The organism is Streptomyces sp. ME19-01-6 (assembly GCF_033793745.1).
Classification (GTDB): Bacteria; Actinomycetota; Actinomycetes; order Streptomycetales; family Streptomycetaceae; genus Streptomyces.
Genome location: NZ_JARAXF010000041.1, coordinates 66,239 through 91,034, shown reverse-complemented (window position 1 = coordinate 91,034; position 24,796 = coordinate 66,239). Strand labels below are relative to the sequence as shown.

The window sequence follows — 24,796 nt, the reverse complement described above, 5'->3', positions numbered from 1 at the left end:
GGTTCGAATCCGGCGCGGGGCACTCGATCAGACCCGCTTTCGCAAGGAGAACTCGCCGTGACCGAGGAAGCCCGCCTCGAACTACTCACCTGCCTCCGCACCGCCCGCCGTGCCCGCTTGGGGCGCCGCGGGGACCTCGGGCCTGTTGTCCACGCCCTCCACCACACCGCCGACCTGATGGACGCCGCCGACCGCAGACGAGAGCGGCACGAATGGCAGCAGTACATTGCAGGCCGCCGGGTCCGACGCCCCAGGCCACCCTTCGGCTGGCCGACGGACCCTGCTCAACTCATGAGCTGGGGGCCGGGCTTCCTCGCCGCCTACGGCCTGGACTCCAAGGAGCAGTGGGACGAGGTCCGTCGCACCTACACAGCCCCGGGCGGGGCCGGCCACAAGGCGTGGATGGCGTGGCTGCACGAGCGCAGGGCCATCCGCGCCGAGATGGAGAAGCTGCTGCTCCCGTCCTGGCGTGACTCGCCGAGCCTGACCGCCTCCGACGTACGCGCGATAGCCGACCGGCGCGCTGAGGACGGCGCCCTGTGACCACCACCTCCGCCCCGTCCCGCGACGACATCGCCAGCATCCTCCACACCGCCCACGACGAGCTGAGCCGCCGCGGCTGGACCCAGGGCCGGCCCTGCGACATCCAGGGCCACATCCACGCCCTGTCCGCGATCGGCCTCGGCGCCGTGGGCTGGCACTACGACCCCCGCCGCATCCTCACCGACCAGGACCAGGCCCGCTACGACGCCGCCATCGCCCACCTGTCGAAGCACCTCGGCCTGCCCGACCCGGACGACCCCGAGCAGTTCATCGACTGGCACGACAGCCCCGAACGCACCCAGTACGACGTCCTCGACGCTCTGGAGGACACCGCCCGCGCGCTGGAGGGCTGGACCCCCGCCCGGCAGTTCACCCCCACAGCGGCCGACATGACCGCCGTCCACGACGGGGTGGCGCTCGACTGCTACGGCGAGGACAGCAGCTGCATCGCGCTCGGCCACATCGACCCCGCCCTCATGGTCGACGCCTCCGCGGCGTTCCTCCGCGATCTGGCCGGCGAACCCTGCGACCGGTCATCGACACCGGCCGAGCTCCAGTACCGGGTCCAGCGCACCTGGGCCGTGTACTGGCACAACGAGCAGGGCGAGCAGTGGTTCGACCTCGAACCCGACCAGCGCACCCCGGGCGCCGTGCCCGTGACGATCCTCCTGGGCGACTGACGTGCCCGTTCCCCGTTTCCCACTGCGCCCCGGCCGACTCGGACCGAGCTGCTGGAGCTGACCTACCGGCTCCCCGCCCACGAAAGGACCCCACGCCCGTGAATGCCGACAACACCAACGCCCCGGCCCTGATGGAACGGCAGCTCGCCGCATCCGACCGCATCAACGTCCGCCCCCACTCCGAGACCAGCATCGTCCGCCTCACCGTCAAGGCCCCTGACCTCCCCAACCAACACGGGTTCGGCACATGCGTCCCGGACAGCGTCGACCTCACCTACAACAGGTACGAGGACGGTCGACGCGAGATGCGCGCCACCGTTCATGGCTTCTGGCGCTCTCCGTTCAATGCAGCTGACGGACGAAACATCAAAACACTCACGGACAAGCGCCTCACCTGCACCTACACAAGCACGCCCGACGAGTGGCCGGACTGGGTCGCCGGGCTCGCCTACGACTACCACCCCGAGCCCCACACCCTGCCCGTCACCGAAAGGAGCACGCCGTGACCACCCCGATCAAGCGCGCCGAGCAGGCCGTGCTCCTGGAAGTCCCCCCGATGCGGGCCCTCACCGTGCGGCAGCCGTTCGCCGACGCCATCGTCCACGGCCACCCCCGCGACGGCCTGAAGACCATCGAGAACCGGTCCACGACCGTCCCGGCCCCGGCCAAGCACCTCGGCACGACGATCCTCATCCACGCCGGGAAGGAACCCCACGAACTCGGCGAGGACGTGGACTGGGAGCAGCGGCCCGACGTCCGGATGGGCATCATCGGCACCGCCCGCCTGGTCGGCGTCCACATCGACGACGGCGGCTGTTGCGCCCCGTGGGGCATGCGCGGCTACTTCCACTGGCAGCTCGCCGACGCCCGGGCCCTGGCCACGCCCGTGCCCGCGACCGGGCAGCTCGGCCTATGGACCCCCAAGGACGACGTCCTGGCCGCCGTCCACGCTCAACTCACCGCAGGAGTCGCCTCATGACCACCCCACTGGAGCGCGCCGAGCAGGCTGTGGCCGAGGCACGGGAGGAGGCTTTCCGGGTCCCCAACCTGCCCGCCATCGACCGCCTCATCCGCGCCGTCCGCCGCCACGACGCCGAGATCCTGCGCGCCGAGGCCAGCGAGCACGACTGCGTCGAATGGGAAGACGCCGCCGACCGCCTCGACCCCGACAAGACGAACACCCACACGGAGATCGTGGTCCGCTACGACGACGGCCTCGCCGTGCGCCTGACGCACTGGGAACTGGACGTGTACGCGGACCATCTCGACCTCGAGGGCCGTATCGCACCCGGCGCGCCGGTGCCCCGGGTCGGCGTCGAGGTGAAGGTGGCCCGCCTCGAGATCCCGGCCCGGGCCGCCCTGGCCGACATCTACGCGGCCATCGCGCTCGACAGCGACGAGCACCCGCGGCTCAAGCTGACCACCAGGCTGGAGGCGCAGCGGTGAACCCCCCACTGGCGGAGTGCCGCACGACCGTCGAGTACTTCGTCCAGTGCCAGCAACCTGACGGCACCTGGGAGCAGTGCAGCAGCACGGCCATCGACCTGGACTTCGCTACCGAACGCCTCGCCGCGCGCCGCAGGATGCAGCCGGAGTTCGAGTACCGGATCGCCCGGCGTACCACCACGGTCGTCGTCGAGTACGCGGCCGATAACGCGGGCTGCGCCGAGTGCGGGCACCCTGAAGACCAGCACGCCGAGGCCGACGAGCCAGTGTCCGTCGGCCAATGCCGCCAGTGCGCGGCAGACCCGCAATACGAGGACGACAGCTGGCACGACTACGAACCCCGGGAGGCGTGACCCGTGCCCCTCCAATCCGTCCCCGCCCCGGCCGAGGAACAACGCCCGAAGCGGTCGTTCCCCGAGCTGGTGGCCGCCATCTACGAAGACCCGCGCGTCGGTCACGAAGCCTGCGAGCTCCTCCTCGCCGTCGCGTACGCGGTCGACCTCGCGAAGCGTGAGGAAGGCGTCAGCCCCCTGACAGTGGCCCGCCGGAAGCTCGGCGTCGAGCACGGCCGGAAGGCCCGCTACGACCGGCTCATCGCCGACGACGCGCCCCGTTACGAACTCCCCTACCAGGCCCAGAAACGGTGCAACCTCGGCCCCGCGTGCGAAGCGCCGCGCCTGCGCCCCTACCGGCCCCGGCCGTCCAAGCCCAGCGAGCCCGACCCGACCGCGCCGGTGCCCATCCGCGTACCGGAGCCCCCGCCCGAGCTACTGGCCGCGCTGAAGGCGCAGGCGGCGGCGACCTACGCCCCGCCCCGGGACTGGCGCACCGAGGACGGCGTATGCGGCGCCGGATCCCACCACCGCATCCTCGAGAAGGACCCGCGTACCGGGTGGGTGACCGCCCACTGGTTCTGCAAGCGCCACAGCGACCACGCCGAACGCGTCGCCGAGCAGGTGCGCGCGCAGAACGAGGCCGCGCCCAAGCCGATCCCCAACCGCGGCGGGCTCCTCCCCTGCTACTTCAAGGCCGACTGGGAGAAGGTCTACCGGCACTACCGCGGGCAGTTCTGGGAGCCGCCGTCGTACGGGCTGTGCGCGGACGACTGGCCCACGCCCGGCGAGACCCTTCCCCTGCCGTCCCGGGGCCGTCTGCGCATGGTCGTCAGTGTCGCCGACCTCGAGACAGAAGGAGCCAGCCAGTGACCGCCGACCTCGGCGAGCAGCCCGAAGACGACGACACCACCGAAGCCGACCGCCCCGGCAAGCTCGCCGACCAGCTCGCCTGGATCTACGACTTCACCCGCCTCGCCGAGCTGGAGAAAGGCGACCTGCAGCGCGCGCAGGAGCACCGCGACGCTGCTCACGAACTCCTCGGCTGGCTGGACGGCGCCCCGCGGGAGGAGCGGCGGGCCGCTTTCTCCCGAGGCTGGGAGCGCGCGAAGGAACGCCGCAACGAGCGCGCCGAACGCAGGATCAGTGAACTTGAGGGCCTGCTGGCCTCGCACCACCCGGACGACCGGGCCCCATCGACGACCGCGGCGTCGTGGGCCCAGGCCCGCCAGGACCCGCGCTTCGAACTGGTGGTCCGTGAAGCCCTGGGACTGGACCGGTACGACGGCGAGCCGGTCATCGAGCGACGGTCGTTGGCTGAACTCCTGGCCGCCCGGATCATGGCAGCCATCCGCGCCCACGAGACCGAGACCGCCGGGTGACCGCCGAGCCGGAGCTACCCGGGGTGGTCGAGTACGCGCACGATCTCGAGACCGCCCACCGCGCCAGCACCTGGCCCGGCATCCCGGCGCCCGACCACTGCCAGCAACAACACCGAGGAGAGATCATGACCGTCAGTCCCAACATCGACCCCGTGTACGATCCGCGCGCCTGGGAAACCTACCGCCGCAACACCGGATGCGGATGCACCGCCCCGACCCCGGTCGACTGCAAGGTGCCGCACGGCACCGGGGAGTGGCTGTGTGCCTGTCACCGTCTCAGCGGCCCGCCGACCACCGAGCCTGGCAAGCCGCTCGGCGACCTCGGCACCAGCAAGCACTTCCTGGAGCCCAACCGCTGCCTGTCTGTGCATGCAGGAATCTTCCGTTGCCGCCGCCCGATCGGACACCCCGGCGACCATCGAGCGGGACGCACCTTCTGGGGGCGCCGCGCCGAAGACGAGCAGCCATACCCGCACGAGCCCGGCGTGGTCGCCTACCGGTCGGCGGACGGCCGCATCCTGCGTTGCCTGCAACACGCACCCGACCCGAGCTTGAGTGTCGAGCTGACCCCGGTCGCCGCCGACGACCTTCCGGACGGCGGCGTATGTACGGACCTCTGGTGTGGCGCGGACGTTCTCATCCCCCAGGAACGTCAACGGTGACGGAGCAGATCGCCACGAACCCTCGAACTCCTGCCCCTCCCCGACAAGCCCACCGCCATACGATGAGCCCGTCCACCCAACCGAAAGGACCCTGTAGTGCGCCCCGATCGCTTCCAGAACTTCGTCCGCGACCTCGCCAAGAACGACCCCAGGGCCGGGAAGGCGGCGACGCTCGCGGAAGCCGGTGACACCAAGCGCCCGTTCGGCCTGGCCGTCGCCCTCGAGGGGCGTGAGGTGCGCTGGCAGATCACCATCAGGTCCGCGGAAGGCGACAACTTCGACCGACCCGAGAAGCCCGTCGAGGTCGAGCCGGTGACGATGGACGGGCCGTGGGCCGACGGGTCCGAAGGATGGCTCGCTCGGCTCCTGGTCGGGTCAGGCTCGAAGGAGATCGACACCATCGATCAGTGGTCGCTTCGCGAGGAGCCGAAGGATGGGCTGACCGTGAAGTGCCACAGCGGCGCATGGCTGTTCGTGCGCGCCCTGTAGTACGCCTCCCGGGCGCCCCGTCGGCGGGTGCATGCTGCGGGCATCGCGAGATGAGGAGACCCCCATGAAGGATCAGGTCAACGGCTATCCGCTCCTCGACGAGGAGACCGTCACCGCATCGAGCGAGGACGACGAGGATGAGCAGGACGACAGTGGAGAGGGATGAGACGGGCCGCCGCTGGGCCGCCGCCTACCTCCACACTCCCGCCCCTGCCCCCCGGCCGGTCGCCGCGCCGGCGCTGAAGTGCCCTGACCACCCCGAGACGCGGCTCGTACGGCTCCTCGGCCGGGCGTGGACGTGCCCCGTGTGCCTCCGCCCCGGGCAGCAGCCTCCCCCGGCCACCGCCTGAGCGTCCCCACTGCACGGCTGTGGGCCCGTGTGACGCCCCAACTCTCCTCTGTCGAGGAATGCCACCCTGCGACCGAAACGCGCCCTAACGCCCATCTACGGCCTCGGCGCACCATCAGGGCATGGGGACACGCGGGGAGCAGCAGCCAGCCGCAGGCGGGACGTGCAGCGAATGCGGGCACGTCGATGAAACCGTGCGCAGCCTGGGACTGAAGATCCCATACGACCTGTGTGATCCGTGCTTCGCTGAGCTCACGACCATCCGGACAGTGGCCGAGGTACTGCCCGTCTCCCGGATCCTCAACGACGCCCTCCACGGAGCCGACCCGCTCGAGGCCGGCCGCCGCTCCGACACCTGGCGCCGCAACGCCCCCGAACCCGACAAGCTGGCCGCAGACGAGCGGAAAGACCGCAGCGCCTGAGTCGGCCCCAGGCCAGCGGCTGGCAAACTGCCACACATGACCGACTCGACAGAACGTCGCGCCGCACCAGGAGAGCTGTGCACCTGCGGCCGCCCCGCCATCGTCGTCTACAGCAACGCCGAGTTCGGCGAGGCCGGCTACTGCGGTATCGAAGGCAGCCAGGCCCGCCCAGTGCTCCCCTGCCCCTGGTGCGGAAGCGCGGAGCCTCACACTGCGCCGTGGGGGGACCCCGGGAAGTGCCCGGACTACCAGCTCCGCCCATCGGCTGGGCCGCAGGACTGAGCCGGGGCAACACTCCGGCCGGGCAGGGCCAGTATGGAGGCATGGCCCCTTCCAATGACTCCACCGTGAACGACCTCCGCCGTGAGCTGGCCAAGGCTCGCGAAGCCCTCGCCGCCGCCGAGACACACCTCGCCCGGCACGCCGAGATGAACGCCGCCCTCCACTGCGCCGACCGCGTCATGCACTCCCCGCTCCACGCCAAAGTCACAGCAGCCGTACACGGCATCGACCACGCCCTCGAGCGCACCGCCAGGACATCACCCCCCACTCTCGACTCCCAGGACAGCGACGGGCCGTGGGCCGCGCTCGTCGCCGACCTCGACCGGTGCGAACACGGGCGCCATCGAGGGGATCCCTGCGGTAGCTGCGGCAGCGACTCGCACGGCAACCCTCACATCACGCCGGGGCAGGTCATCGGCTACGGCCAGCGCGGTGACCGGATCGTCATGCCCGACCGCGAGAGCAAGCACGAGATTTCTGCATGGCGCCGTACCTCCCCCGAGGCACGATCGTGACCGAGGCACGCACCGTCTTCCACTCCGACCAGTGGGACCACATCCTCGAGGCCGGCCAGCTGCCCGCGCTCCAGGACTGGCTACGCGCGAATGGCGTCGACCCGCGTGACGTCGACATAGCGCCGATCACCATCGAGCAGCACAACGGCGGGCAGCGGGTGATCCGGTATACGGCCGCGCTCCGTGACGCTGAGGGCCACCGGTATCGGGACCCGGCCACGAGCGGGGCCGCGCGGGAAGAGCGCACCGTGCCGCTGCTGGTGGAGCCGCCCGCGGAGTAACGACGAACGCCCCACCCGTCGCGGGTGGGGCGTCGTACGTTCGGGCCAGGCCGGTCAGGTGTCGCAGCCGACCCCGTCCCCGTCGCGGTCCAGGTGGGATGCGTACCCCGGCTCGCCGCGGTGGATCGGCGCAGCCCCGGCCGCACGGGCCGCCGTGCAGTTCTCGTAGTACACCGACCCCCCGCCCCCGCTGCCCCCGTCATCCGCGGAGGAGCCGTTGTTCGCGGGGGCCTTCGCGGTCACGGTCACCTTCACGATTTTCGTCTTCGTCTTCGTGACCGTGACGGTCGGCGCCGGCTTCGGCTTCGCGGTCACCGTCTTGTACACGGTGACCGTCGGCCCAGGCTTCGGCGCGGCTGCCGCCTGCTTCGTCTCCTTCTCCGACGTCTTGGTGTCGCCGCTGGCCGCCCCCGCGCCGATGCCGAGGAAGAACAGCAGGCCCAGAGCGGGCAGCACGTACCGTTTGCGGGCCCACTTGGGTGCAGGTCTGACGGGTGCCGGTGGCGGCGGGTTGGTGTACGGGTTGGTCATGATCCCCCCTGGGATTTCGGGTGGGATGACCGTAGTGGGCGACTGTGACCTACCAGGGTGGGTTCGACGCGAAGTGATCGACTTGTGACCGGAGTTGTGAGGGGTTCACCGGCCTCGGGACTGGTGAGCACCCATCCGCGGTTGACACAGAGTGACTGCGGCCCGCATCAGTCCGGAATACGCGACACCTCAACATGTGAGTCCACCAGTCCGGTCAGTAGAGTCCGGGCACGCTGCCGGAGGAGTGGCCGGGGGCCATCCACTCATGGAGCGCGAACCGCCGGTACACGTTCGGTCCGGCAACCCTGTCGTACTCACCGATGCCTGCCCGGTCCAGCGCGTTGTTCCAGCGGTGCATCCAATAGCGGTCCGCGACCCAGTAGGCGGTCTCGGCGACCGATGAACCGTCGTCGATGACCAGGCTGTGGTCACGGACTCGGCGCAGGGCCTCGGTCAGGTCGTCCGTAGTGATCGGCATCCCCTTGCTGACGGCGACGGCGGCCAGCTCGTCATCAACGGCATCCACCCCGTGCTCCAAGGCGTACTCAAGGGCCTCGATCGCGGCCTCCCGACCGTCCCTGAGGTACCCGGCGTACTCCTGGCCGCCGCGTTCCAGCCGGTCGGCAACCTCCTCGGCCGTGAACTTGCCGCGGCTGCGGGCGACCAGGCCGGCCATCATGGCGGTACGGTCCTGGGAGACCTCGGCGGTTGCGGTGGCCAGGAGTCGGCGGGCAGCGGTGTACGAGATGCCTTCGGCGTCGGCGTCCTCTCGCATGGTGGGGCAGAGGCAGTAGCAGGTATGGCCGCCGCCGCAGGCAGCGCACTCGTCGCAGCAGAAGTGTTGACCGCAACTCTGGCAGGGGTACGGGGCTCCGCAGTCTACGCAGCAGGGACGCTGGGGCGCAGCGGGCTGCATCATCTGGTACAGGTCGTCCATGCGGTGAAGCTACCGCTCGTGAGGTTCGGCGTTTGAAAACTCGAGCCGATCTGCGTTCTCGCGGCGCTTCTTCTTCACCCAGTCGTGCATGGCTTCGACGAGCGCATCAGATGGGCTGCGCTCTTCGGCTGCGGCGATCGCTTCGAACTCGTCGCGCAGTGGCTTGGGCGGGCGGAAGCCCATGACCTTGGTCTGTCCGGTGGCAGGTCGCCCCATCGTTCCCCCTCGGGTTTGTGTTTAACAGAATCTAGCATCCACCTGCCACCATGGGTTGACAAGGGGTGCGTGACGCGTCATTCTTGTTAAACAGAAACTGGTGGCAAGCAGGGGAGTGACGATGACATCGAAAATGCAAACGGGTCGGAAGATTCGCCTCACAGAGATGCAGCGCAACTGCCTCCGGATCGGCCTCACGGCTGGCAACGGCATGGTGGCCGTGTACCGCCGGGACACCCTGATGAAGCTTGTCCGTCTCGGGCTGGTGACCGCCGACTCTGACGGCAAGGGCGGTCGGCTCACAACGCAGGGAACGAGCGTCGCCGCGATCATCTTGCACAACCCGGACCGGACCACCTTTGAGATCATGACTCCCACCGAATATGCGAAGTGGGAAGCCAAGCAGGAAGACGACGAGGAGCCTCAAGTGCCGTCAAAGCCCACGACATCGCTGGCCTTTCTTGGCAGCGCAACGCCGAAGCGACACACCGGAGCTGAGCGCTACTCCGGCGGCAAGAACCTCCCCGATGACAGCGACATCAGCCAGGCGTCCACCGCCGACCTGGTCGTCAGCCTCTGCACCACGCTGGACAACATGACCCGCACCACCCACATGACGTCTCTCGCCGTGCTCGGCGACTACGCCGGAAAGCTTTGGTGGGAGATGATCGGTCGCGGCGTCGAGTTCGCCTGACACCATCCGAACGTGAGGTGCCCCGGCTGAGGAAAGCAGCCGGGGCATCCCTGCACCGTACCTGAACGCAGAGTCCATGTAAGGCCCGGTCGTCGAGAATCCTGCGCTGCTCCTACGCCCCAACGTGTCCGTTGGCGGGGGCACCCATGTCGCACCCCTTGACCCTCCAGCCCCACAGGCGGATGGTGAATACAGCCACCCCCCACGCTCCACAGCGAGGGGAGTCCGCATGCCCGAACCGCGCTACGACGCCCGCACCGTCACGGCGCCAGACGGAACCCACATCACCGTCGTCTACGAGCCCGGCAGCCCGGTCGAGCACATGACCGACGCGGAATTCATCGCCGAGTTCAACCCGGACAAGATGCGCCGCACTGTCGCCGACGCCTGCCCTCACGACGTCACCGACCTCGCCGAGGAACGCCTCCGCCGGCATCCCTGCGGAACCCCCTACACCGGCGACGAGATCGCCCCACTCCTGGGCGGCCCGGACAGCCAGGGCGTCAAGGGCAGCGCCGAGCGCATCGCCGAACTGATCAACCTCGTCGTGGACGCCCGGCTGCACGGCGGAGGCCGCCATGCCTGAGAAGCGCGAAATCGTCCAGGACGACGGCCTCGAGTACGAGATACGCACCGTCGCCATGCCCGACGGCACGGAAGGCTACTTGGCCTGCGTCCCCGGGTCGTTCGACCACATGACGGACGAAGAGATCGCCGAGAAGATCCGCGCTGTGCTGCCCGACTGGGACGAGGCCTGAACGCACGAAAGCGGCCCGCCGCCTGGAATCACCAGGCGACGGGCCGCTCTACGTGGGAAGCGCGCTGCGATGCTCCTCCACCGTACGCCCCTATTATCTCGGGTGCGAAATGGGCGTCAGGCATGTGAGACAAGAAGCTCCCGTGGCCCGTGCCTGACAGGTATCTCCGGGTCGTTCAGGCAAGTGCGGCATGTTTGATGTACGTGCCCACCCTCAACCTTGGTTCGAACGAACCGAAGTCGTGCGACCTTGTTTCGGCCGAAACAAGGTCGCACTCGCCCCGACCGTGTGCCGCTCGTTCTACCGGCAGCGGTGTGCCCTACCGTGGAGTCCACGGCCAGACGCGTACCGCCGTTCGCCGCCGTGCCGGGCGCCCACGCTGCCCGGCGCACAGTCGGCCAAGGTCCTCCGGGGCCCGCGAAGACAGCAGATCGTCCCGGCCCGATTCGCCGGCGGGAAGCGTGGGAGTACCGCCAGGCTGGAGTCGACCGTGCCGAAGAAGCAGTCCACCGCCGCGCAGCGCGCCCGCGAGGCCGCGCGCCAGGGCGGCAAGTACACCCAGGCCCTCCGCACTGCCGACGGCCCGGCCCCCGACGCCACCGGGCCGGACGACGCCTACGGCGGCCACGAGTTTGAGTACGAGAGCAGCACAGACCTGTTCCGCTGCACCGAGTGCCGGGTCTACGAGGTGGTGGCCCGGGACACGGACGGACCGATCAAGCCGTGCACCGGCCTGATCGGTTACGGCGGGGACACCGAGCGGGTCTACCTGCTGCTGACCGAGAACCCGGATCTCCCGTACCGCCATGCGGCTTTCCTGGCCACGAAGGTCCGCAGCACCGGCATCGGCCGGGCGCCGCGGTTCTCGTGGCGCGCGGGGAAGCTGCTGGTCGAGTCGGCGCCCAGTGTCGTCGCCGAGCTGGCCCGCCGGGTCGAGCTGATCACCACCACCGTTGAGGAGCGGCAGATCCCTGCCGTCGCCTCGGTGGACCGCCTCACCGCAGAGGCCGGCCGGGCCGTCCTCGCGGAGAACTACGCGGCCTACGTCGCCGAGTACGGCGAGGACGCGTAGGGGCGCTGCTCGCCGAACAGGCGTCCAGGAAGTGGTTCGGCCGAACCACTTCCTGGACGCTACCTGCCTTACTTGCCTGACAGCGGGTCGGGCCGCCTGAACTGCGTGAAGTGCCTGCGGACCCTAGATAAACGGGGCCGGGGCGGCCGACAGCGCAGCAGCCGCACGGGCCGGACAGCCGCCGTACCGTCCCCCCGCTCGACAAGCACGTTCCGCGGCGCCAGGGTGGCGGTGCGCACGAGCGGGAACACTGGGGCGGGCATGCCGGCCGTCTCCCCGTACCGGACCCGCACGGTGACCGGCCGCCAGTCTCGAGGACCGTGGTTCTCCCAGTACATCCGCGGCCCGGAGGCGGGCACGAGCGGCGCGGCCGCGATGTCGAGGACCAGCTGCTCCTGCCCCATCACCGCCCACCACCCTCGACGTACCTCGGCAGCTTCCGGTCCGCGCGCAGCGCCAGCTGGCGGGCCGCGCCCGGGGTCGGCGCGCCGGCGTTCCGGCGCAGCAACTCCACCAGCCGATCCGCGGGCACCACCGGCACACCGCGCAGGATGAACCCGCCGTTGTCGACCGGCGCGTTGTGCACAGCGATCAGCGGCGTCACCGCAGCGCCGATCGCCTGGCCGATGAGCCTCGCCTCGTTCAGCGCGCCGTCGACCTGCCGGTCCTTGTCGACGTCGCCGTGCATCAGCCTGCCCCGGACGACGCGCACCCGGGCGCGGGCGTGCCACAGCTTCGAATCTGGCATGAATACCCGGGCGCCCGGCGATACCAGGACGTGGTCGGCGTTCGCCCGGTCGAGGCCCGGTATCCGCCGGTCGTAGAACCCGGCCCACCCCTCGCGGCCGAGCGGGGTGAGGAGAGCGGCCGTGCGCTGCTCCCCTTCCTTCCCGGCCTCCCAACGGCCCGCGTCGACCTGCAAGCGGGCGCCCTCCCGGTCCATGCCCACCGCAGCCAGCACCCGGCGCTTGAAGCCCCGGGGGACGGCCTGCACGCGTAACGCGGCTGCCTTCTGCCCTGCCGACGCCCCCGCGTTCACCGCGCCTCCCTACTGGGCTGCTCGGCCTTCGGGGCGTCGACAGCGGCACGGATACGGCCAATGTGCTCGCGCAGGCGACTGAGGCTCGCGTGACCGTCGGCCATGGCCTGCTCCATTGCGTCGCACTCGGCGCGCACGCGGGCGACAGCACCCTCGGCCTGCTCGGCGCGTTCGCCGCTCTGGATGCCTCGGTCTGCGTACTGGTCGAGGCGCTGGATCAGCTGGTCCACCTGCGAGGCGAGTCGGTCCCGGTCGCGCTCGATCTCCTCGGCCTTGGCCTTCCACGTTGCGCGTCCGGCGGCGAGCTGGTCGAGACGGCGGTCGCGGACGGCGAGCACGGTATCGGCGAGGCGGTACACGGCGTCTTCCTCGTCGAGATCGGCGAGGGTGCCGCCGTCATTGAGGGCTCGGATCGCCGTGGCGTACTGCTCGCGCAGCCCGTCGTCCGTCTGGTTCGTATCGGTCACTACGCCCCTCCGGTCAGGTGTTTGGCGGTGTTCCGCATGGCGGTGATGACCTCGCCAGCGGTCTCGACCTGGTCGTTCCAGGCGGTCACCAGGCACGAAGGATTGGCGGCCAGCGGCGACGGGTCGTTCGGGTCAGGCCGCAGCTCGAGGTACTGAGCGAGCGCGGTGCGTGCGGCCCGCTCCTCAGGGGATGTCTGCCGGGCCGGTCCGGGGGCCGAGACGGCCCTGATGGCACCGATCGCGCACACGGATCCGTCAGGGCCTCGGATGCTGCCTCGTCGCCAGCCGTGGGCTTCGACGTAGTCGGCGGCTCGTGTGAGGGTGCCGGCGGTCTGTCGGGGATTCATGTCCCCTCCAAGAGGGTTCGGTTACGGTGGGTTGCGAATACCGGTGCTGTACCGGCGAGTAGGGGTCTCAGCCCCGCCAGGGAGATCACAAACGGTCACGCTGCGGAACCGCGCGGGGGTCGCAGCTGCACTTCGTCCGGCCGCACCAGACCGCGCACCAGCGCCAAGGCGACCGCGTTCGTCCGATCCACCTCGCCGAGCGCCTTGTAAATCTGCCGCCAGTAGTCGTTGACCGTGTGGGTACTCAGGTACAGCTCGCGGCCGATCTCGGCATTGGTGAAGCCGTTCGCCGCGAACCGAACGATCTGAAGCTTCCTCGAGGAGAGCTCCAGCGGCTGCTGCGCAATGGGCCCGCCACAGGTCGGCGGCGGGCCCACCTTGGTCGGGGCGGTCACTCCGTCGCCTCGGTCATCAGCAGGCTGGTCAGGAACTGGTGGATGGTGCGGTTGTGCCGGGCGTCCTCGAGGGCGTTGTGGGCCCCGGTCTCCTGCTCCGGCAGCACCGGGCTCCCGGCCTGTACGGCGAGGGCCTTCAGGTCGAAGAACCAGCGCGGCACGGGCTTCGGCATGGCGGCCCAGTCGTTGCCCCACAGGGAGTGGAGACGGCAGATGTCCTGCCCGCCGTAGTACGCGTACAGGTGCGTGACCTCGGCGTCCGTGTCCGCGAAGTAGGCGGCGATGTCGTCCCGGATGACCTGGGGCCTCTTCAGCGCCTGACGGTCCGGGTGCTCGTCGTCCCAGATCCAGATGCTCGGGCTCCCCTGTCTACCCAGGGGGAACCGGAGCGGCAGAGAAGGGACGACGTTGGCGCGCATCCAGTCGTGCCACACCAGGGCATGCCAGTCACAGGCCCGGTTCACCGCGTAGTACTCGACGCCCTGATCGTCGGTGAGGCCGATGGACACGAGGCCATCGAGGCCGGAGTCGGCGGTCAGGAACTCGCAGTCCAGGTAGACGTTGCGGACAACCATGGATCAGTTCTCCTTCGAAGCGTTGGCCAGTTCCAGGAGCACCTGGGCGTGGCAGTGGTCGAGCTGGCCCGGCTCGTCGGGCAGCGGGCACGGGCAGGCGAGGTTTTGGCCGCGCAGCAGGTGAATGTCAGCGAGGACGCGGCGGCGGTCGAACGTCTTGCCACCGACGATGAACGTGTCGGGATACTCCATGCTGCCTTCGAGCCAGGCGCGGTAGTGGGAGACGCAGGCGCGGCGCGGGTTGGAGTACTCGGCTTCGATGGCGTCCTCGACGCGGAACGGGTTCCCGAAGCGGCTGGTGCGGTCGACGATCACCGTGTTGGCGGGCTTGCGCCACCCGGGGGTGCGCTTGCGCTGGATGCGGGCGGTCATCAGTCGTCGTCGCAGTCGTCGGTGTCGACGTGCACGCCGTGGTGGGTGCTGTGCTTGCCGGTCTTGGACTTGCTGCCGGAGCCGTGGGAGCCGCCACGGCCGCCGTGCCCGCCTCCGGGCCGCTTGGGGGCGATGAGCGAGGCGGTGCCGAGGGCGCTGCTGTCGCACTCGTCGTCCTGGTCGGAGCAGGCGGTGAGGCCGAACGCGGCCAGGGCGAGCACGGCGGCCACGGTGGCGGTGCGCTTCAGGACACGGGACATGAGGGTCAGTTCTCCTTCGGAGTGGTGGGGCGGAAGAAGCGGCGGAGGCGACTGGTGGGCGCCTTGACTCGCTGCGGCGGTATCGGCGGCAGGGGCGGGGCCGAGGCCGGGGCCGGAAGCGGAGCCGGGGCGGCGGACTCCACGGTCCACAGGGACACCCACACGCCGTCCGTACGCCACACGCACGCCACCCGGCTTGGCTCCGAGAGGTCCATGACGGGCCGCTGGTCCCCGGGGAAGAGCAGCGTTCCGCCGTCGCCGCCGAACGTCTCCAACGCCTCCAGGGCCTCGGCGCCGTCGACCCGGCAGGTCAGCATCGGCTGCCCGTCCGGGGCGGTGGTGACGTTCCACGCGGTGGCCGGCGCATCCGCGTAGGCGCGGAACCGGAGGTGAGAGCGCCACGCGGACTCGGCATGGTCCCGGGCGTAGTCGACGGGGGTCTTCGCGGCCCAAGGGGGCGCCATGGTCCACGTCGGGGCGGGTGTGGGTGTGGTCATGCGGCTTCCCTTTCGGTGTCGTGGGCGGGGTCTTCCAGGGCGGCCAGGAGCCGGGCGCGGTTGGCGGCGGCCTGCGCCGGGCTGGTGGGCATCCGGACCGGCCGGTAGTCCCGGACCTGGCCGGTGGGCAGTTCCTCGGCGTACAGGCGGTGCAGCGGCCCACCCGGCGGCAGCTTCATGGCCAGGCGGGCCCGGTTGACGGTGGACCGGCGGCAGCACAGCCGACGGGCGATGGAGGCGTCGGTGTGGCCCTCGTTGATGAGCGCGGCAATGTCGGCACGGACCTTCACGCGACTTCCCGCCCAGCTGGTACGGCCGGGAGCGGAAGCTCATCGACGATCGGCGGTAACGGCGACGGCGTCGGTTCAGACTCCGGTGACGCTTCACCCGGCTCCCACTCGATACGCGCTTCGGCCCAGTCCATGGCCCGCATCTCGTCGAAGGTGAGCGCGGACCGCCAGGTCTCCCCGTTCATGACGGTCGTGATCTGGCCGCCGGGGTGCAGCGTGCAGTCCATGGGGCGCCGGTCGTGGAGGTGGACACGGAACGGCCGCGGCTCGGCGGGCAGCTCGACCGGATCGGGCGCAGTCGAAGGCTGGGCGGCTTCGGGAGCGGTCTCGGTCTGGCAGTAGCGGCAGGTGCAGGGGTTCACGCGGCGGGTCTCCTTCGGGGCGTGGTAAGGCCGTTGCGGTCGCAGATCCACCAGGCGTGGCGGAGAGTGCAGCCGGTTCGTTCGGCGATCAGCGCGTACGTCAGCCCGTACAGGCGGAGCTGGATGACTGCGGCCTCGAGTTCGGCGGCGTTCACGCGCTCGGGCCGGTCGCCGGAGGCGGTGCGCTCGATGGCCATCTCGTCGATGTCGTGGTCGCCGCGGTTGCAGGTGCGGCAGTAGCGCCGGCCGTCGCGGGTGGGGATGACGTCGTGGCCATCGTGGCGGTACGTGAATTGACGCTCGTTGTACGTCTTCTCGGTGACGTACCGGCAGGCACGGCAGTACCGGACCCCATCGGGGGTGAAGCGCAGGTTGTCCGCGTTGAGGCGGTGGCCGTGGAGGCAGAAGGCGGGGATCACCTGGTCGCGCTTGGCCGGGGGCTTGCGAGGCGCCTCGCCCGGCTTCGGCGGTCCGTCGGCCGGGCGGCCGTGGTAGACCCAGCGGGTGTAGCAGGCGACGCAGTAGCCGTGGCCCCGGTGGGCGGCAGTCTCGCCGCAGCAGGCGCACACGATGGTGCGACGGCGGGCCCGGTCGTTCATCGCGGGCTCCATCACTCCTTGGTCCTGATCGGGATGAGGCGCTGCTCGTACTCGAGACCGGCCTCGCCGTCCGCGATGACCCGGGCCACCTGGCCGGCATGGGCCTCGCACGCATAGCCGGAAGCCGCCTTGGCGCCGGGCTGCTTGAGCTGGAAGTCGGCAAGCTTGGTGCAGTTGCGGGTGGCGCGGCGCGTGGTGCCGTCGCACACCGGGCGCCCGAGGTGGTCGACGGTGGCGGCGTCATGGGCCCGGCCGGTCGCGGACGCTGAGTTCAGAGCGCTCATGCGATGGGTCTCCTTCAGGCGTCGACTCGAGGTCAGGGGTGGGCCGCCCGACGCGGCTGCGATCGGTCGGGCGGCCCGTACGTGGTGGGGGGTGGTGCGAGGGGCGCAGCGTCAGGCGGCAGGAACCTCGGCCCACTCGCCGCCCGGCTCGTCACGGTGCAGCAGACGGCCCTCCCACGGACCCCAGCTGTACTTCCCCGTCAGCCGCTTCCGGCCCTCAATCCACTCCTCGGCCTCCTCCCGCGACTCGAAGGCGTGCGAGTAGGCCGCGTAGTCCCAGTCACCGCCCGGGTGCACCGCCCACAGCAGGTGCGCCTCACGGCGCTCCTTCGCCTCCTGCAGGTGCGCCGACCAGATCTCCTCGATCTCCTCGTCGGGGGTCTGGTCCTCCCACCGCTGAAGCGTCGTCCGGTACTTGCGGTACAGGGCGCGAAGCGCGCCGTCGTCCTGGGCCTGCTGCTGAAGGTCGGGCGTCTCGAACCGGGGGGCGTAGTGCTTGGCGGCGTAGTCGTAGCCTTCGCTGTCGACCTGCCAGGCGAAGCCGAGCAGTTCCAGGAAGTCGTAGTGGGACATGCCGGTCTGGGTGATCAGGTCAGTGCTCACGGGTTCTCCACGGTGGTGTCGGTGCTGTCGGGGTTGCGGTGGGTTCTCCGCGATGGGTGGTGCGGGGGCGGCTCCCCTGCGGGGTGTGGGCAGCCGCCGGGCCGCAGGGGTCAGGCGGGCAGCTCGGTCTCCTGGACGCGGTAGCTGTACAGCGGGTGGCCCTCGCAAGCGGCGTCGGCCGGGGCGACCCGGTTCAGCAGGTGCAGCGTGGCGGCGTCGACCTGATCCCCGGAGACCACCTTGACGGCCTCGGGGTGGTTGACCGTGTAGCCGTTGCGGTCGACGAGACGAACCTCGTACCGCATCAGGGGGCGGGTGTTGAGGAGGTCGGCGAGCTGCGCGGCGGGCCCGGGGATGGTGCGGGGCATGTCGGCGATCTGGGCGCGGAGCTGGCCGGCGGTGATGCGGGCGACGTTGGCGGGGGCGTCGGCGTCGTGGGCGAGGTCGAAGTAGACGCTGAGGTTGAGGTAGTCGGGGGAGGTGGCCAGGAAGTCGTCGAGGTGGTCGGGGGTGATGGTGGTGATGACGGTGCTGGCCATGGGCTCCCCTTGGGTTTTCGGGTGGTGCGTTGTTGACTCTTCGAGCATACCTCTTTATTCGCTACGTACGCAACGACTAATTGGAGAGTGATGCTGCACCCACGACAAAGACCCGGCCCCACCAGGGACCGGGCCTCTCTCAACACGCTCCGTCAGAACGGAGGCTCGTCCTCTCCCCCACCAGCCCAACCCCCGCCACCACCGGCCGGCGCCGACGCCCACGGACCCCCCGACCCCGCGCCCTGCTGCTGCCGGGCCTGCTGGAACTCCTGACGACCGCTACCGGACCCGCCCGACTTCTCCACCCGCGCGGTCGCGAACCGGAGCGACGGGCCCACACTGTCCAGCAGCAGCGCAGGACGAGACTGCTTCTCCCCGTCCTTCTCCCACGAGTCCGTCTTCATCCGGCCCGACACCACCACCTCCATCCCGCGCTGCAGCGTGGCCGCAATGTTCTCCGCGGCCTGGCCGAACGCCGTGCCAGTGACGAAGAACGACGCGTCGTCGACCCACTGGCCGGCCTGGTCCTTCTTCCGCGAGTTGAACGCCAACCGGACACGGGCAACCGCGCCACCCGAGGCGGCGTACCTCAGCTCGGGGTCCTCGATGAGACGGGCAGTCCCGTTCAACGTGGGCAGCATGATGCTTCTCCTGATCTTGTAGTGATGTGTGCTTCAGCTGGCGATCGCGAAGCCGGGCGTGGCGCCGTTGAACAGCACCCGTGACGATTCCGACGGGCGCCCGCACTTCTTCGCCCGGACCGGCCCCCCGTACTCCGGGTAGTGCACGCCACGCACGATCCGATCCACGGTCTGCGACGCCACACCGAACGCCAGCCCCAGTTCGAGATCCGACTCGCCCGCCGCAGACCGCTCCCGCATGTCGATGACCTCGGGCTCGGTGAACCTGCGCGGTGTCTCCGCCGGAACGTCACCCGGCAACTGCTCGCCTCGCGCGGCCGCTGCCTTCCGCTCCCGCAGGATGAACTGGTACGTCGTGCCGGACTTCACCCGCGTCAGCTCGTCCATGTCCCGGTACGTCATGCCGCGCCGCAGGCCTTCGAGGGTCGCGGCTACGCGCTCCGCGCGGGTCAGGGTGACCGGCCGGCCACGGAGCCACCGGTCGACCGCTACGTGGTCAATGCCGTCCCAGTTGTCCTCAGGCTGCTCCTGGTCGGCCACCGCGCGGAGCGTGGCCTTGTCGTTCCACTCCGGGACGATCGACTCGCCGTGCTCGTTGAAGTCCAACCATCCGAGCACCGCGCCCATCGGCCGGTCGGGGTCCACCAGCCCGGCGAGGATTACGATCAGCGCGTCCCGCTGCGCCGGACTGAGGCGGGCGATGGCCTGGTGAACGTCCCGGGGACCGCCGTCACCGTGGACCAGCACGGCCAGGTGGGCGGCGACGGGCAGCAGTTCCTCCACCATGTCCCCGCGCTCCTCCATGGTCATGATGCTCATGCCGCCACCGCCTCAGTTGCGGTGTCTTTCTCGGCTTCCAGGGCCCGCAGCACGTTGTGCACCGTCTGGCCGTTTGTACCCAACGCCTCAGCGATCTCCCGAACCGAAGATCCAGCCTCCTGAAGCGCCACGAACTCGGGCCGGCGGTCCCGCACAATCTGCACCCACGCCAGCTCCGGATTCCCGTGCCCCGGCATACGGCGCCTCTCCCGCCGCAGCAGAGCCCGCCGCTCGTCGTCGGTCTTGCCTCCGAAGATGCCGTGCGGCTCGGCGGTCTCCAGCGCCCACTGAAGGCAGCTCTCCATGACCGGGCAGCGTCGACACACGGCCTTCGCGTCCTCGATCTGAAGGAGCGCTTCCCCGGTCTTCCCAATGGGGAAAAACAGTTCGGCGGCCTCATTGCGGCATTCGGCGTCGTACCGCCAGTCGCGGACGGGGGGTGTGGTGGGTGGTGTAACCAGACGGGCGCTCACGAGGTTCCTCCGTTGGGGCGCAGCGCGTAGTTGAGGGCGGTACGGATCTCGCGGTTGGCCAGCGGGTGCGGAGAGTGACCGATTCCGGGTGATGGAGCGGCTGGCCCTATATAGCGGCTTGTGGTCACGGTCATCGGTTACTCTCCGCTATTCCGTTCAGGGTGTAGAGGCGGATGATGGCGCCGGGCTGGTCGAGGGCGTCGGGGTGCTCGCCGGGGAAGGTCTTCTCGGCGGCCACGCGGATGATCCGGGCGTCGTCGACTACGGCCTGGGCGTCAGCGACACCGTCAAAAGTCGAGCGGAGCAGCTTGTCGAGGTCGCCGCTGTGCCGGGTGATGGGCCAGGTGCGGCGACGCTTCGGCGCCGAGGCGGGCTTCAGCACGGTGAAGATGAGCTCGGCTGCGAGGGGCCCGTCGAGCGGCGCCGTACGCGAGATAAGGCAGGCTTCGGTGGCGGCTGCGGTGACCAAGGCTCGCCAGGGCTTGACGCGCTTGGACTGTTCGACGAGGACAGCGGAGACGCGGCCGGAGGCGGCGTTGCGGCGATGTCCGGCGTAGCGTTTCGATCCCTGAGGTGCGGGGCGGCCGTTGACGACGATGGTGAGGGCGTGTCGCCAGGTGGTGCCGGTGATGGCCGGGTCGGGGGCGGTGAGCGTCACGGGTGGTCTCCGGGTCAGGCGGCTTGTGGGCGGGCGGCTTCGGTGTGGAGCGCCTGGCATTCGGCGAGGCGGTCGGAGAGGGCGTCGTCGTAGTGCTGGGCCTTGGATCGCCAGTTCTCGGTGCCCTCGTTGGTCAGCTGCTGGCGGACCTCTCGCTGGAGGGATTCGAGAGACCACTGCCAGCGGGCCAGGTTGTCCGGGTGGCGTAGAGCGAGCCGGTCAGCTATCTGGGCGGTCTTCTTCGCGTCGGCGTCAACCAGAGCCCTGAAGGCGGGGTCGCCCAGTTGGCGGAGGCGTTCGGCGTCTTCGGGCTTTGCCTGCTGGTAGGTGGGGAGTTCCTCGTCGAGGTTTCGTGTGAGGTGCCAGCGGCTGCACCGGCACTTGTAGGGGTGGAGGGCGGCGCCGTGGAGGAAGCGGTCGTTGACGCGCTGCCGGTCGGCTGCTTCCTGTGTGGGGTGGCTGACGCGTCGGGGTGTAGGGCAGGCGGTGGTCATTGGGCGTACTCCTGGAGGTGGATGGGGCCGTGGGGTCCGGTGCGGAGGTAGGTGGCGTGGCCGGCGCGGTGGCCTATGTGGATGCGGTCGCAGTACCAGCACCGGTAGGCGCGCATGTCGGGTCCGCCTTCGCCGCGTATCTGTCGGGCTCGGCGCCGTGCGGTGCGGCGGGAGGGGAAGGCGGCTTTGCCGAGGCAGGCGACCTCGTACTCGGTCATCGCGTTGTCGGGTACTCGCGGACGCGGAGGGCGGCCGGCCAGTCCTCGAGCTTGCCGCCCTTGCTGTCGGAGGCGCCGTTGGCGCGGGCCCAGACGGATCCAAGCTGCTTGACGAACGGGGCTGCTCCGGCGAGGCGTGCGTCGTCGATGAGGTCGGCGGCCCACTGGGGTTCGAACGGGCGCGCGCCGGGGCCTGACTCGCCGCCGATGATGATCCAGTCGGGCAGGATCAGGTCCGGGCAGGGGCCGGAGCAGAATCCGCCGGGGAAGTCGTGGGTAGGGCAGTGGGCGTGCGCTCGAGTGAGGCGTACGGGGCCGAGAAGGGGTTCGCAGGACAGGAAGCGGACGGCGGCCGGGGTCTGGGCGAGGGCCTTGATGCGGATGTTGGCCCACTTCTGGTTCTCCACGGAGACGCCGAGGTGGATGTTCGGCAGGGGCCAGGTCCGGGCGGCGGTGTCGGGGCGGCCGTACATCTTGGCCCGGTGGAAGACCATGTGTGCGAACTGGGGGTTGTTGAGGAGGCTCCGCATCCGGCCGTGCCGCTTGGTGAGGATCTGGTAGGTGTGCTGGGGCGTGGCGGCCATGACGCCGAAGATCAGGTGGAGGCTGGCGGTGTCGATGCCGGAGTGGAACAGGTCGCTCATTGAATTTACGAAGACGCGGCGGGGCTTCTTCCAGCGGAGCGGTTCGAGGAAGGCCTCGGGGTGTACGGAGATACCGAATCCGGGGCCGGAGGTCTTGGGGTTGCCGTCGTTCTGGTACTTGGCCTGGCCCATGCCCTTGAGGCGCTTGGCCATGGTGAGGGCGTAGCAGTTCGTACATCCGTCGGAGATCCGGTCGCAGCCCGACGTCGGATTCCAGGTCTGCTCGGTCCACTGAATGGTGGTGTTACTGGCCATGGGCTGGGTTCTCCTGTCGTGGTGCTGGGAGGCCGAGGTGTTCGGCGGGCGGTGATGTCGTGTGCGGGGTTGTTGATCCAGGCGGCTGCTGCGGCGCGAAAGCCGCGGGCCTGCTGGAGTTCGGCCTCGGCGGCGTCGAGGGCGGCCTGGGTCTGCTGCTCAGTCACCGGCAGCTGACGCCGGGATGAGGGCAACTACGGTCCGTACGTCGGTTCCGGACTCCTTGAACGCGCTCTCGGGCAGCGGCTCGATGGAACCGCCCCGGTCGGCGACGAGCTTCCGGAATTCCTCGGCCCGCCCACTGCGGAAGGTCACTCCGGCGGACATGACCGCTACGAGCAGGCCGCCGGGCTTGAGGAAGTTCAGGGCGTGCTGCACATGCCGGATGTCGGCCTGCTTGGCGAACGGCGGGTTCATCACGATGCGGTCGAACTCGGGGTTCGAGTCGCAGGCGAGGAAGTCGCCGATCGTGACGCCGAGAATGCCCAGCGCGTCGGCGTCGATGATGTGGCGAGCGTTGCCCTCCTGGAGCTCGATGCATTCGACGAATACACCGAGGTCGGCTATGGGGAGCGCGATGGCGCCGCGTCCGGCGGACGGCTCCAGTACGTCCATGCCGGGTGACAGGTCGGCGAGGTCGATGAGCTGTTCGACGACTGGGGCGGGCGTCGGGAAGTAGCCGAACTGCTGCTTGGTGCTGACGACCTCACCGGTGAGGATGACCTGCTCGATGGCGTCGGCAGCGTCGGCGTCGAACAGGTGGGCCTTTGCCTTGCGGTTCCACTTGCCGCCCGCCAGCTCCAGCACCTTGTTGGTGGCGACGTACAGCTTGCGGTCGAGCTGGCCGGTGAGGCGGAGGGCGTTGCCGTCGGTTTCGGCGCGGTCGAGGACGGCGAGTACGTCGGTGGTGACCTTCATGTCTGTGGGTGCTCCTTGGCGGTGGCGGTGCAGTCTTCGAGGTCGTGGCGGAAGGCGAGGATGTCGTCGGTGCTGGTGACGGGGCGGGTGTGGCCGTGGCCGTTCGGGCAGTGGCTGTAGGCGGTGAGCTGTGCGTTGGGCCAGGCGGGGGTGTAGATGAGGCGCAGGTCGTCGTCGATGAGGGTGGTGGCTGTGCCGTCGGAGAGTCCGGTCCAGTCGCGGTAGGGGGCGTGGATGCCGTGGGTGCCGGCGTGGAGTGTGGCGTGGGCGGCGGCTACGCGGAGGTCCCGGTAGAAGCGCGTCTCGGTGAGGTCAGCGGGGGCCGGGGCGGTCTTGATGAGGCTGAGGCGGGGGCGGGTGGGTGACGCCGGGGTGGCGGCACCCTTCGTGCGGGCGCTGGGGCGCGCCTTGGCGGTCACCGGACCGCTCCCTTGACGGCGCGGGTGGCGAGGCGTCGCACTACTTCCTCAGCGCGCCCCCATGTCTCCAGCACAGCAGTCGGGCCGTCTCCGGTGATGTCGCTGTCGGCGTACTGTCCGGCCAGTCGGTCGGCCTGGTTCATCAGCTCGTCGGCTGCGGAGTCGAGAGTCGCCGCGTCGTGGCGAGCCAGTGCACGGGCCGCGTCGTCCGGCTGGGCGTTGACGCTGGTTGTGGCCTGTGAGAGCAGGTACAGGGCGCCGAGTGCAGCGGTCCCGGGGTCCTCGTGGTCCTGGATGAGGTTGGCCAGTGCTGCTCGTCCTTCGACGGCTGACCGCTCCAGCTCGGTGACGCGGTTCCGCAGTTCGTGCACCATGTCGACCATGGCGGCGAACCGGTCGACGTCGTCCCGGTGGACGCGGACGGTCGGGCACGTCGGGTGCTCGTCCTCGTCGAGTTCCTGGCAGAACGGCTCGTCCTCGGCAGTGCCGTGCGCGCAGTCCCACTCGGCCGGGGCTGCGACCAGCTGGGCGCGGGCCCGGTCCAGCTCGGCCAGCAGCGCGGGCACCCGCTTCAGTAGCACCTCAACGGTGTCCGCCATCTGCTGGTCCTCGTACAGCGGGCTGAACTTGTTGAGCCACGCGGTGTAGGCGGCAGCCAGGCCGAGCGCCCACTCGCGGATCTCAACCTCGTGTTCCGGTGGCAGTGAAGCGGGGGTGGTGGTCATCGGGCACCGCCGGACAGGTACTCGACGTACTCCTCGTTGGCGATGCGGCGGGTCTGCTCGGCTTCCATCTGGGCACCGGTGACGTAACTGGAGTAGCCGAGCGCGTAGGCGGCGTAGGCGTCGTTGACCGAGTCCAGGTAGAGGGTCATGGTCTCGGCGCGGGAGAAGAGGATGTCGAGGTTGGTTCCGTCGCGGTGCTCGTCGTAGGCGTCGGCTCGGCCGGCGGCGAGGGCGAGGGTGTCGAGGCGGTTGTCGTCGTCGCTGCGGTTGATGGTGGTGGTGGGCGTGGCCATGGCGTGGGCTCCGTTCGGG

Annotated in this window: 47 protein-coding genes and 1 pseudogene; 19 read left to right on the top strand and 29 right to left on the bottom strand. The window is 69.9% G+C overall.

The features are described 5' to 3' along the window. The first annotated feature begins 57 nt into the window (after positions 1 to 57). The 15 genes from PV419_RS46985 to PV419_RS46915 all read left to right on the top strand — a co-directional run bounded on the left by PV419_RS46985 (position 58) and on the right by PV419_RS46915 (position 7,383). Positions 58 to 543 carry a hypothetical protein gene (locus tag PV419_RS46985; RefSeq protein ID WP_319699713.1) on the top strand — a complete coding sequence of 162 codons (486 nt, stop codon included), beginning with the start codon at positions 58 to 60 and terminating at the stop codon, positions 541 to 543. Further along, on the top strand, positions 540 to 1,223 hold the full coding sequence (locus tag PV419_RS46980) for a hypothetical protein (protein ID WP_319699711.1): 684 nt from the start codon (positions 540 to 542) through the stop codon (positions 1,221 to 1,223). The genes PV419_RS46985 and PV419_RS46980 overlap by 4 nt, the downstream gene beginning before the upstream one ends. Positions 1,224 to 1,321: 98 nt before the next feature. Further along, positions 1,322 to 1,729, top strand: a complete 408-nt coding sequence (locus PV419_RS46975; protein ID WP_319699709.1) for a hypothetical protein — start codon at positions 1,322 to 1,324, stop codon at positions 1,727 to 1,729. After that, on the top strand, positions 1,726 to 2,202 hold the full coding sequence (locus PV419_RS46970; protein ID WP_319699707.1) for a hypothetical protein: 477 nt from the start codon (positions 1,726 to 1,728) through the stop codon (positions 2,200 to 2,202). The genes PV419_RS46975 and PV419_RS46970 overlap by 4 nt, the downstream gene beginning before the upstream one ends. After that, positions 2,199 to 2,669 carry a hypothetical protein gene (locus PV419_RS46965; protein WP_319699705.1) on the top strand — a complete coding sequence of 157 codons (471 nt, stop codon included), beginning with the start codon at positions 2,199 to 2,201 and terminating at the stop codon, positions 2,667 to 2,669. The genes PV419_RS46970 and PV419_RS46965 overlap by 4 nt, the downstream gene beginning before the upstream one ends. Continuing rightward, a complete protein-coding gene (locus PV419_RS46960) occupies positions 2,666 to 3,022 on the top strand; it encodes a hypothetical protein (protein ID WP_319699703.1) in 357 nt (118 codons plus the stop codon). Before PV419_RS46965 ends, PV419_RS46960 begins: the two co-directional genes overlap by 4 nt. Positions 3,023 to 3,025: 3 nt before the next feature. After that, positions 3,026 to 3,874, top strand: a complete 849-nt coding sequence (locus PV419_RS46955; protein WP_319699701.1) for a hypothetical protein — start codon at positions 3,026 to 3,028, stop codon at positions 3,872 to 3,874. Next, positions 3,871 to 4,383 (top strand): hypothetical protein, encoded by a 513-nt coding sequence (locus PV419_RS46950; protein WP_319699699.1) that lies wholly within the window; start codon positions 3,871 to 3,873, stop codon positions 4,381 to 4,383. The genes PV419_RS46955 and PV419_RS46950 overlap by 4 nt, the downstream gene beginning before the upstream one ends. Then, entirely contained in the window at positions 4,380 to 5,045 is a 666-nt protein-coding gene (locus PV419_RS46945) for a hypothetical protein (RefSeq protein WP_319699698.1), read from the top strand. The genes PV419_RS46950 and PV419_RS46945 overlap by 4 nt, the downstream gene beginning before the upstream one ends. 96 nt (positions 5,046 to 5,141) lie before the next feature. Beyond that, complete coding sequence (locus PV419_RS46940; protein WP_319699696.1) at positions 5,142 to 5,534, top strand: hypothetical protein; 393 nt, start codon at positions 5,142 to 5,144, stop codon at positions 5,532 to 5,534. Positions 5,535 to 5,671: 137 nt separating this feature from the next. Beyond that, on the top strand, positions 5,672 to 5,884 hold the full coding sequence (locus PV419_RS46935; protein WP_319699694.1) for a hypothetical protein: 213 nt from the start codon (positions 5,672 to 5,674) through the stop codon (positions 5,882 to 5,884). Positions 5,885 to 6,152: 268 nt separating this feature from the next. Beyond that, positions 6,153 to 6,305, top strand: a complete 153-nt coding sequence (locus PV419_RS46930) for a hypothetical protein (RefSeq protein WP_319699693.1) — start codon at positions 6,153 to 6,155, stop codon at positions 6,303 to 6,305. A gap of 36 nt (positions 6,306 to 6,341) precedes the next feature. Further along, positions 6,342 to 6,587, top strand: a complete 246-nt coding sequence (locus tag PV419_RS46925; RefSeq protein WP_319699691.1) for a hypothetical protein — start codon at positions 6,342 to 6,344, stop codon at positions 6,585 to 6,587. Between the two features lie 41 nt (positions 6,588 to 6,628). Further along, on the top strand, positions 6,629 to 7,102 hold the full coding sequence (locus PV419_RS46920) for a hypothetical protein (RefSeq protein ID WP_319699689.1): 474 nt from the start codon (positions 6,629 to 6,631) through the stop codon (positions 7,100 to 7,102). Beyond that, a complete protein-coding gene (locus PV419_RS46915) occupies positions 7,099 to 7,383 on the top strand; it encodes a hypothetical protein (protein WP_319699687.1) in 285 nt (94 codons plus the stop codon). The genes PV419_RS46920 and PV419_RS46915 overlap by 4 nt, the downstream gene beginning before the upstream one ends. 54 nt (positions 7,384 to 7,437) lie before the next feature. On the opposite strand, the gene PV419_RS46910 is transcribed toward PV419_RS46915, so the two are convergent. The 3 genes from PV419_RS46910 to PV419_RS46900 all read right to left on the bottom strand — a co-directional run bounded on the left by PV419_RS46910 (position 7,438) and on the right by PV419_RS46900 (position 9,067). Then, entirely contained in the window at positions 7,438 to 7,914 is a 477-nt protein-coding gene (locus tag PV419_RS46910; RefSeq protein ID WP_319699685.1) for an excalibur calcium-binding domain-containing protein, read from the bottom strand. Between the two features lie 214 nt (positions 7,915 to 8,128). Continuing rightward, the gene (locus PV419_RS46905; protein WP_319699683.1) at positions 8,129 to 8,689 is read right to left on the bottom strand and encodes a hypothetical protein; all 561 of its coding nucleotides are present in this window, start codon (positions 8,687 to 8,689) and stop codon (positions 8,129 to 8,131) included. A gap of 171 nt (positions 8,690 to 8,860) precedes the next feature. After that, on the bottom strand, positions 8,861 to 9,067 hold the full coding sequence (locus PV419_RS46900) for a hypothetical protein (protein ID WP_319699681.1): 207 nt from the start codon (positions 9,065 to 9,067) through the stop codon (positions 8,861 to 8,863). A gap of 166 nt (positions 9,068 to 9,233) precedes the next feature. Here PV419_RS46900 and PV419_RS46895 point away from each other — a divergent pair, with 166 nt between their 5' ends. The 4 genes from PV419_RS46895 to PV419_RS46880 all read left to right on the top strand — a co-directional run bounded on the left by PV419_RS46895 (position 9,234) and on the right by PV419_RS46880 (position 11,591). Then, positions 9,234 to 9,761, top strand: coding sequence for a hypothetical protein (locus PV419_RS46895; protein ID WP_319699680.1), 528 nt, complete (start codon positions 9,234 to 9,236; stop codon positions 9,759 to 9,761). 229 nt (positions 9,762 to 9,990) lie between these two features. Next, positions 9,991 to 10,347, top strand: a complete 357-nt coding sequence (locus PV419_RS46890) for a hypothetical protein (protein ID WP_319699678.1) — start codon at positions 9,991 to 9,993, stop codon at positions 10,345 to 10,347. Continuing rightward, a complete protein-coding gene (locus PV419_RS46885; RefSeq protein ID WP_319699676.1) occupies positions 10,340 to 10,519 on the top strand; it encodes a hypothetical protein in 180 nt (59 codons plus the stop codon). The genes PV419_RS46890 and PV419_RS46885 overlap by 8 nt, the downstream gene beginning before the upstream one ends. A 490-nt stretch (positions 10,520 to 11,009) precedes the next feature. Continuing rightward, complete coding sequence (locus PV419_RS46880; RefSeq protein WP_319699674.1) at positions 11,010 to 11,591, top strand: hypothetical protein; 582 nt, start codon at positions 11,010 to 11,012, stop codon at positions 11,589 to 11,591. 68 nt (positions 11,592 to 11,659) lie between these two features. Here PV419_RS46880 and PV419_RS46875 read toward each other — a convergent pair whose 3' ends face one another. The 26 genes and pseudogenes from PV419_RS46875 to PV419_RS46750 all read right to left on the bottom strand — a co-directional run bounded on the left by PV419_RS46875 (position 11,660) and on the right by PV419_RS46750 (position 24,777). Then, positions 11,660 to 11,995, bottom strand: coding sequence for a hypothetical protein (locus tag PV419_RS46875; protein ID WP_319699672.1), 336 nt, complete (start codon positions 11,993 to 11,995; stop codon positions 11,660 to 11,662). Continuing rightward, positions 11,995 to 12,630 carry a nuclease-related domain-containing protein gene (locus PV419_RS46870; RefSeq protein ID WP_319699670.1) on the bottom strand — a complete coding sequence of 212 codons (636 nt, stop codon included), beginning with the start codon at positions 12,628 to 12,630 and terminating at the stop codon, positions 11,995 to 11,997. The genes PV419_RS46875 and PV419_RS46870 overlap by 1 nt, the downstream gene beginning before the upstream one ends. After that, positions 12,627 to 13,097 carry a hypothetical protein gene (locus tag PV419_RS46865; protein WP_319699668.1) on the bottom strand — a complete coding sequence of 157 codons (471 nt, stop codon included), beginning with the start codon at positions 13,095 to 13,097 and terminating at the stop codon, positions 12,627 to 12,629. Before PV419_RS46865 ends, PV419_RS46870 begins: the two co-directional genes overlap by 4 nt. Then, positions 13,097 to 13,444, bottom strand: coding sequence for a hypothetical protein (locus tag PV419_RS46860; protein WP_319699666.1), 348 nt, complete (start codon positions 13,442 to 13,444; stop codon positions 13,097 to 13,099). Before PV419_RS46860 ends, PV419_RS46865 begins: the two co-directional genes overlap by 1 nt. Positions 13,445 to 13,539: 95 nt before the next feature. Beyond that, on the bottom strand, positions 13,540 to 13,839 hold the full coding sequence (locus PV419_RS46855; protein ID WP_319699665.1) for a response regulator transcription factor: 300 nt from the start codon (positions 13,837 to 13,839) through the stop codon (positions 13,540 to 13,542). Beyond that, positions 13,836 to 14,414 (bottom strand): 3'-5' exoribonuclease, encoded by a 579-nt coding sequence (locus PV419_RS46850; protein ID WP_319699663.1) that lies wholly within the window; start codon positions 14,412 to 14,414, stop codon positions 13,836 to 13,838. Before PV419_RS46850 ends, PV419_RS46855 begins: the two co-directional genes overlap by 4 nt. Positions 14,415 to 14,417: 3 nt before the next feature. Beyond that, positions 14,418 to 14,786: a DUF4326 domain-containing protein gene (locus tag PV419_RS46845; protein ID WP_319699661.1), complete on the bottom strand. Its 369-nt coding sequence runs from the start codon at positions 14,784 to 14,786 to the stop codon at positions 14,418 to 14,420. Next, entirely contained in the window at positions 14,786 to 15,046 is a 261-nt protein-coding gene (locus PV419_RS46840) for a hypothetical protein (protein ID WP_319699659.1), read from the bottom strand. The genes PV419_RS46845 and PV419_RS46840 overlap by 1 nt, the downstream gene beginning before the upstream one ends. Positions 15,047 to 15,051: 5 nt before the next feature. Next, positions 15,052 to 15,543 (bottom strand): hypothetical protein, encoded by a 492-nt coding sequence (locus tag PV419_RS46835; protein ID WP_319699657.1) that lies wholly within the window; start codon positions 15,541 to 15,543, stop codon positions 15,052 to 15,054. Beyond that, positions 15,540 to 15,833 (bottom strand): helix-turn-helix domain-containing protein, encoded by a 294-nt coding sequence (locus tag PV419_RS46830; protein WP_319699656.1) that lies wholly within the window; start codon positions 15,831 to 15,833, stop codon positions 15,540 to 15,542. The genes PV419_RS46835 and PV419_RS46830 overlap by 4 nt, the downstream gene beginning before the upstream one ends. Beyond that, positions 15,830 to 16,195: a hypothetical protein gene (locus PV419_RS46825; protein WP_319699655.1), complete on the bottom strand. Its 366-nt coding sequence runs from the start codon at positions 16,193 to 16,195 to the stop codon at positions 15,830 to 15,832. Before PV419_RS46825 ends, PV419_RS46830 begins: the two co-directional genes overlap by 4 nt. Next, positions 16,192 to 16,806, bottom strand: a complete 615-nt coding sequence (locus PV419_RS46820; protein WP_319699653.1) for a hypothetical protein — start codon at positions 16,804 to 16,806, stop codon at positions 16,192 to 16,194. The genes PV419_RS46825 and PV419_RS46820 overlap by 4 nt, the downstream gene beginning before the upstream one ends. After that, positions 16,806 to 17,078 (bottom strand): hypothetical protein, encoded by a 273-nt coding sequence (locus PV419_RS46815; RefSeq protein ID WP_319699652.1) that lies wholly within the window; start codon positions 17,076 to 17,078, stop codon positions 16,806 to 16,808. Before PV419_RS46815 ends, PV419_RS46820 begins: the two co-directional genes overlap by 1 nt. Before the next feature lie 111 nt (positions 17,079 to 17,189). Beyond that, positions 17,190 to 17,681 (bottom strand): hypothetical protein, encoded by a 492-nt coding sequence (locus tag PV419_RS46810; protein WP_319699651.1) that lies wholly within the window; start codon positions 17,679 to 17,681, stop codon positions 17,190 to 17,192. Positions 17,682 to 17,791: 110 nt separating this feature from the next. Continuing rightward, positions 17,792 to 18,220 (bottom strand): hypothetical protein, encoded by a 429-nt coding sequence (locus PV419_RS46805; RefSeq protein WP_319699649.1) that lies wholly within the window; start codon positions 18,218 to 18,220, stop codon positions 17,792 to 17,794. A 152-nt stretch (positions 18,221 to 18,372) separates the two neighbouring features. After that, on the bottom strand, positions 18,373 to 18,861 hold the full coding sequence (locus PV419_RS46800) for a single-stranded DNA-binding protein (protein WP_319699647.1): 489 nt from the start codon (positions 18,859 to 18,861) through the stop codon (positions 18,373 to 18,375). Positions 18,862 to 18,894: 33 nt separating this feature from the next. Beyond that, entirely contained in the window at positions 18,895 to 19,680 is a 786-nt protein-coding gene (locus tag PV419_RS46795) for a hypothetical protein (RefSeq protein WP_319699645.1), read from the bottom strand. A 200-nt stretch (positions 19,681 to 19,880) separates the two neighbouring features. Continuing rightward, positions 19,881 to 20,141 (bottom strand): annotated as a pseudogene (locus PV419_RS46790) (WhiB family transcriptional regulator); the annotation flags it as partial. A gap of 142 nt (positions 20,142 to 20,283) precedes the next feature. Beyond that, a complete protein-coding gene (locus PV419_RS46785) occupies positions 20,284 to 20,811 on the bottom strand; it encodes a RusA family crossover junction endodeoxyribonuclease (RefSeq protein ID WP_319699643.1) in 528 nt (175 codons plus the stop codon). A 14-nt stretch (positions 20,812 to 20,825) separates the two neighbouring features. Beyond that, on the bottom strand, positions 20,826 to 21,305 hold the full coding sequence (locus PV419_RS46780) for a hypothetical protein (RefSeq protein ID WP_319699641.1): 480 nt from the start codon (positions 21,303 to 21,305) through the stop codon (positions 20,826 to 20,828). Beyond that, positions 21,302 to 21,523: a hypothetical protein gene (locus PV419_RS46775; RefSeq protein ID WP_319699639.1), complete on the bottom strand. Its 222-nt coding sequence runs from the start codon at positions 21,521 to 21,523 to the stop codon at positions 21,302 to 21,304. The genes PV419_RS46780 and PV419_RS46775 overlap by 4 nt, the downstream gene beginning before the upstream one ends. Next, positions 21,520 to 22,422, bottom strand: a complete 903-nt coding sequence (locus tag PV419_RS46770; protein WP_319699638.1) for a phage Gp37/Gp68 family protein — start codon at positions 22,420 to 22,422, stop codon at positions 21,520 to 21,522. The genes PV419_RS46775 and PV419_RS46770 overlap by 4 nt, the downstream gene beginning before the upstream one ends. 159 nt (positions 22,423 to 22,581) lie before the next feature. After that, the gene (locus PV419_RS46765) at positions 22,582 to 23,340 is read right to left on the bottom strand and encodes a methyltransferase (RefSeq protein WP_319699636.1); all 759 of its coding nucleotides are present in this window, start codon (positions 23,338 to 23,340) and stop codon (positions 22,582 to 22,584) included. Then, positions 23,337 to 23,759, bottom strand: a complete 423-nt coding sequence (locus PV419_RS46760; RefSeq protein ID WP_319699634.1) for a hypothetical protein — start codon at positions 23,757 to 23,759, stop codon at positions 23,337 to 23,339. Before PV419_RS46760 ends, PV419_RS46765 begins: the two co-directional genes overlap by 4 nt. Beyond that, complete coding sequence (locus PV419_RS46755; protein WP_319699632.1) at positions 23,756 to 24,484, bottom strand: hypothetical protein; 729 nt, start codon at positions 24,482 to 24,484, stop codon at positions 23,756 to 23,758. Before PV419_RS46755 ends, PV419_RS46760 begins: the two co-directional genes overlap by 4 nt. After that, entirely contained in the window at positions 24,481 to 24,777 is a 297-nt protein-coding gene (locus PV419_RS46750; protein WP_319699631.1) for a hypothetical protein, read from the bottom strand. Before PV419_RS46750 ends, PV419_RS46755 begins: the two co-directional genes overlap by 4 nt. Between the last annotated feature and the right edge of the window lie 19 nt (positions 24,778 to 24,796).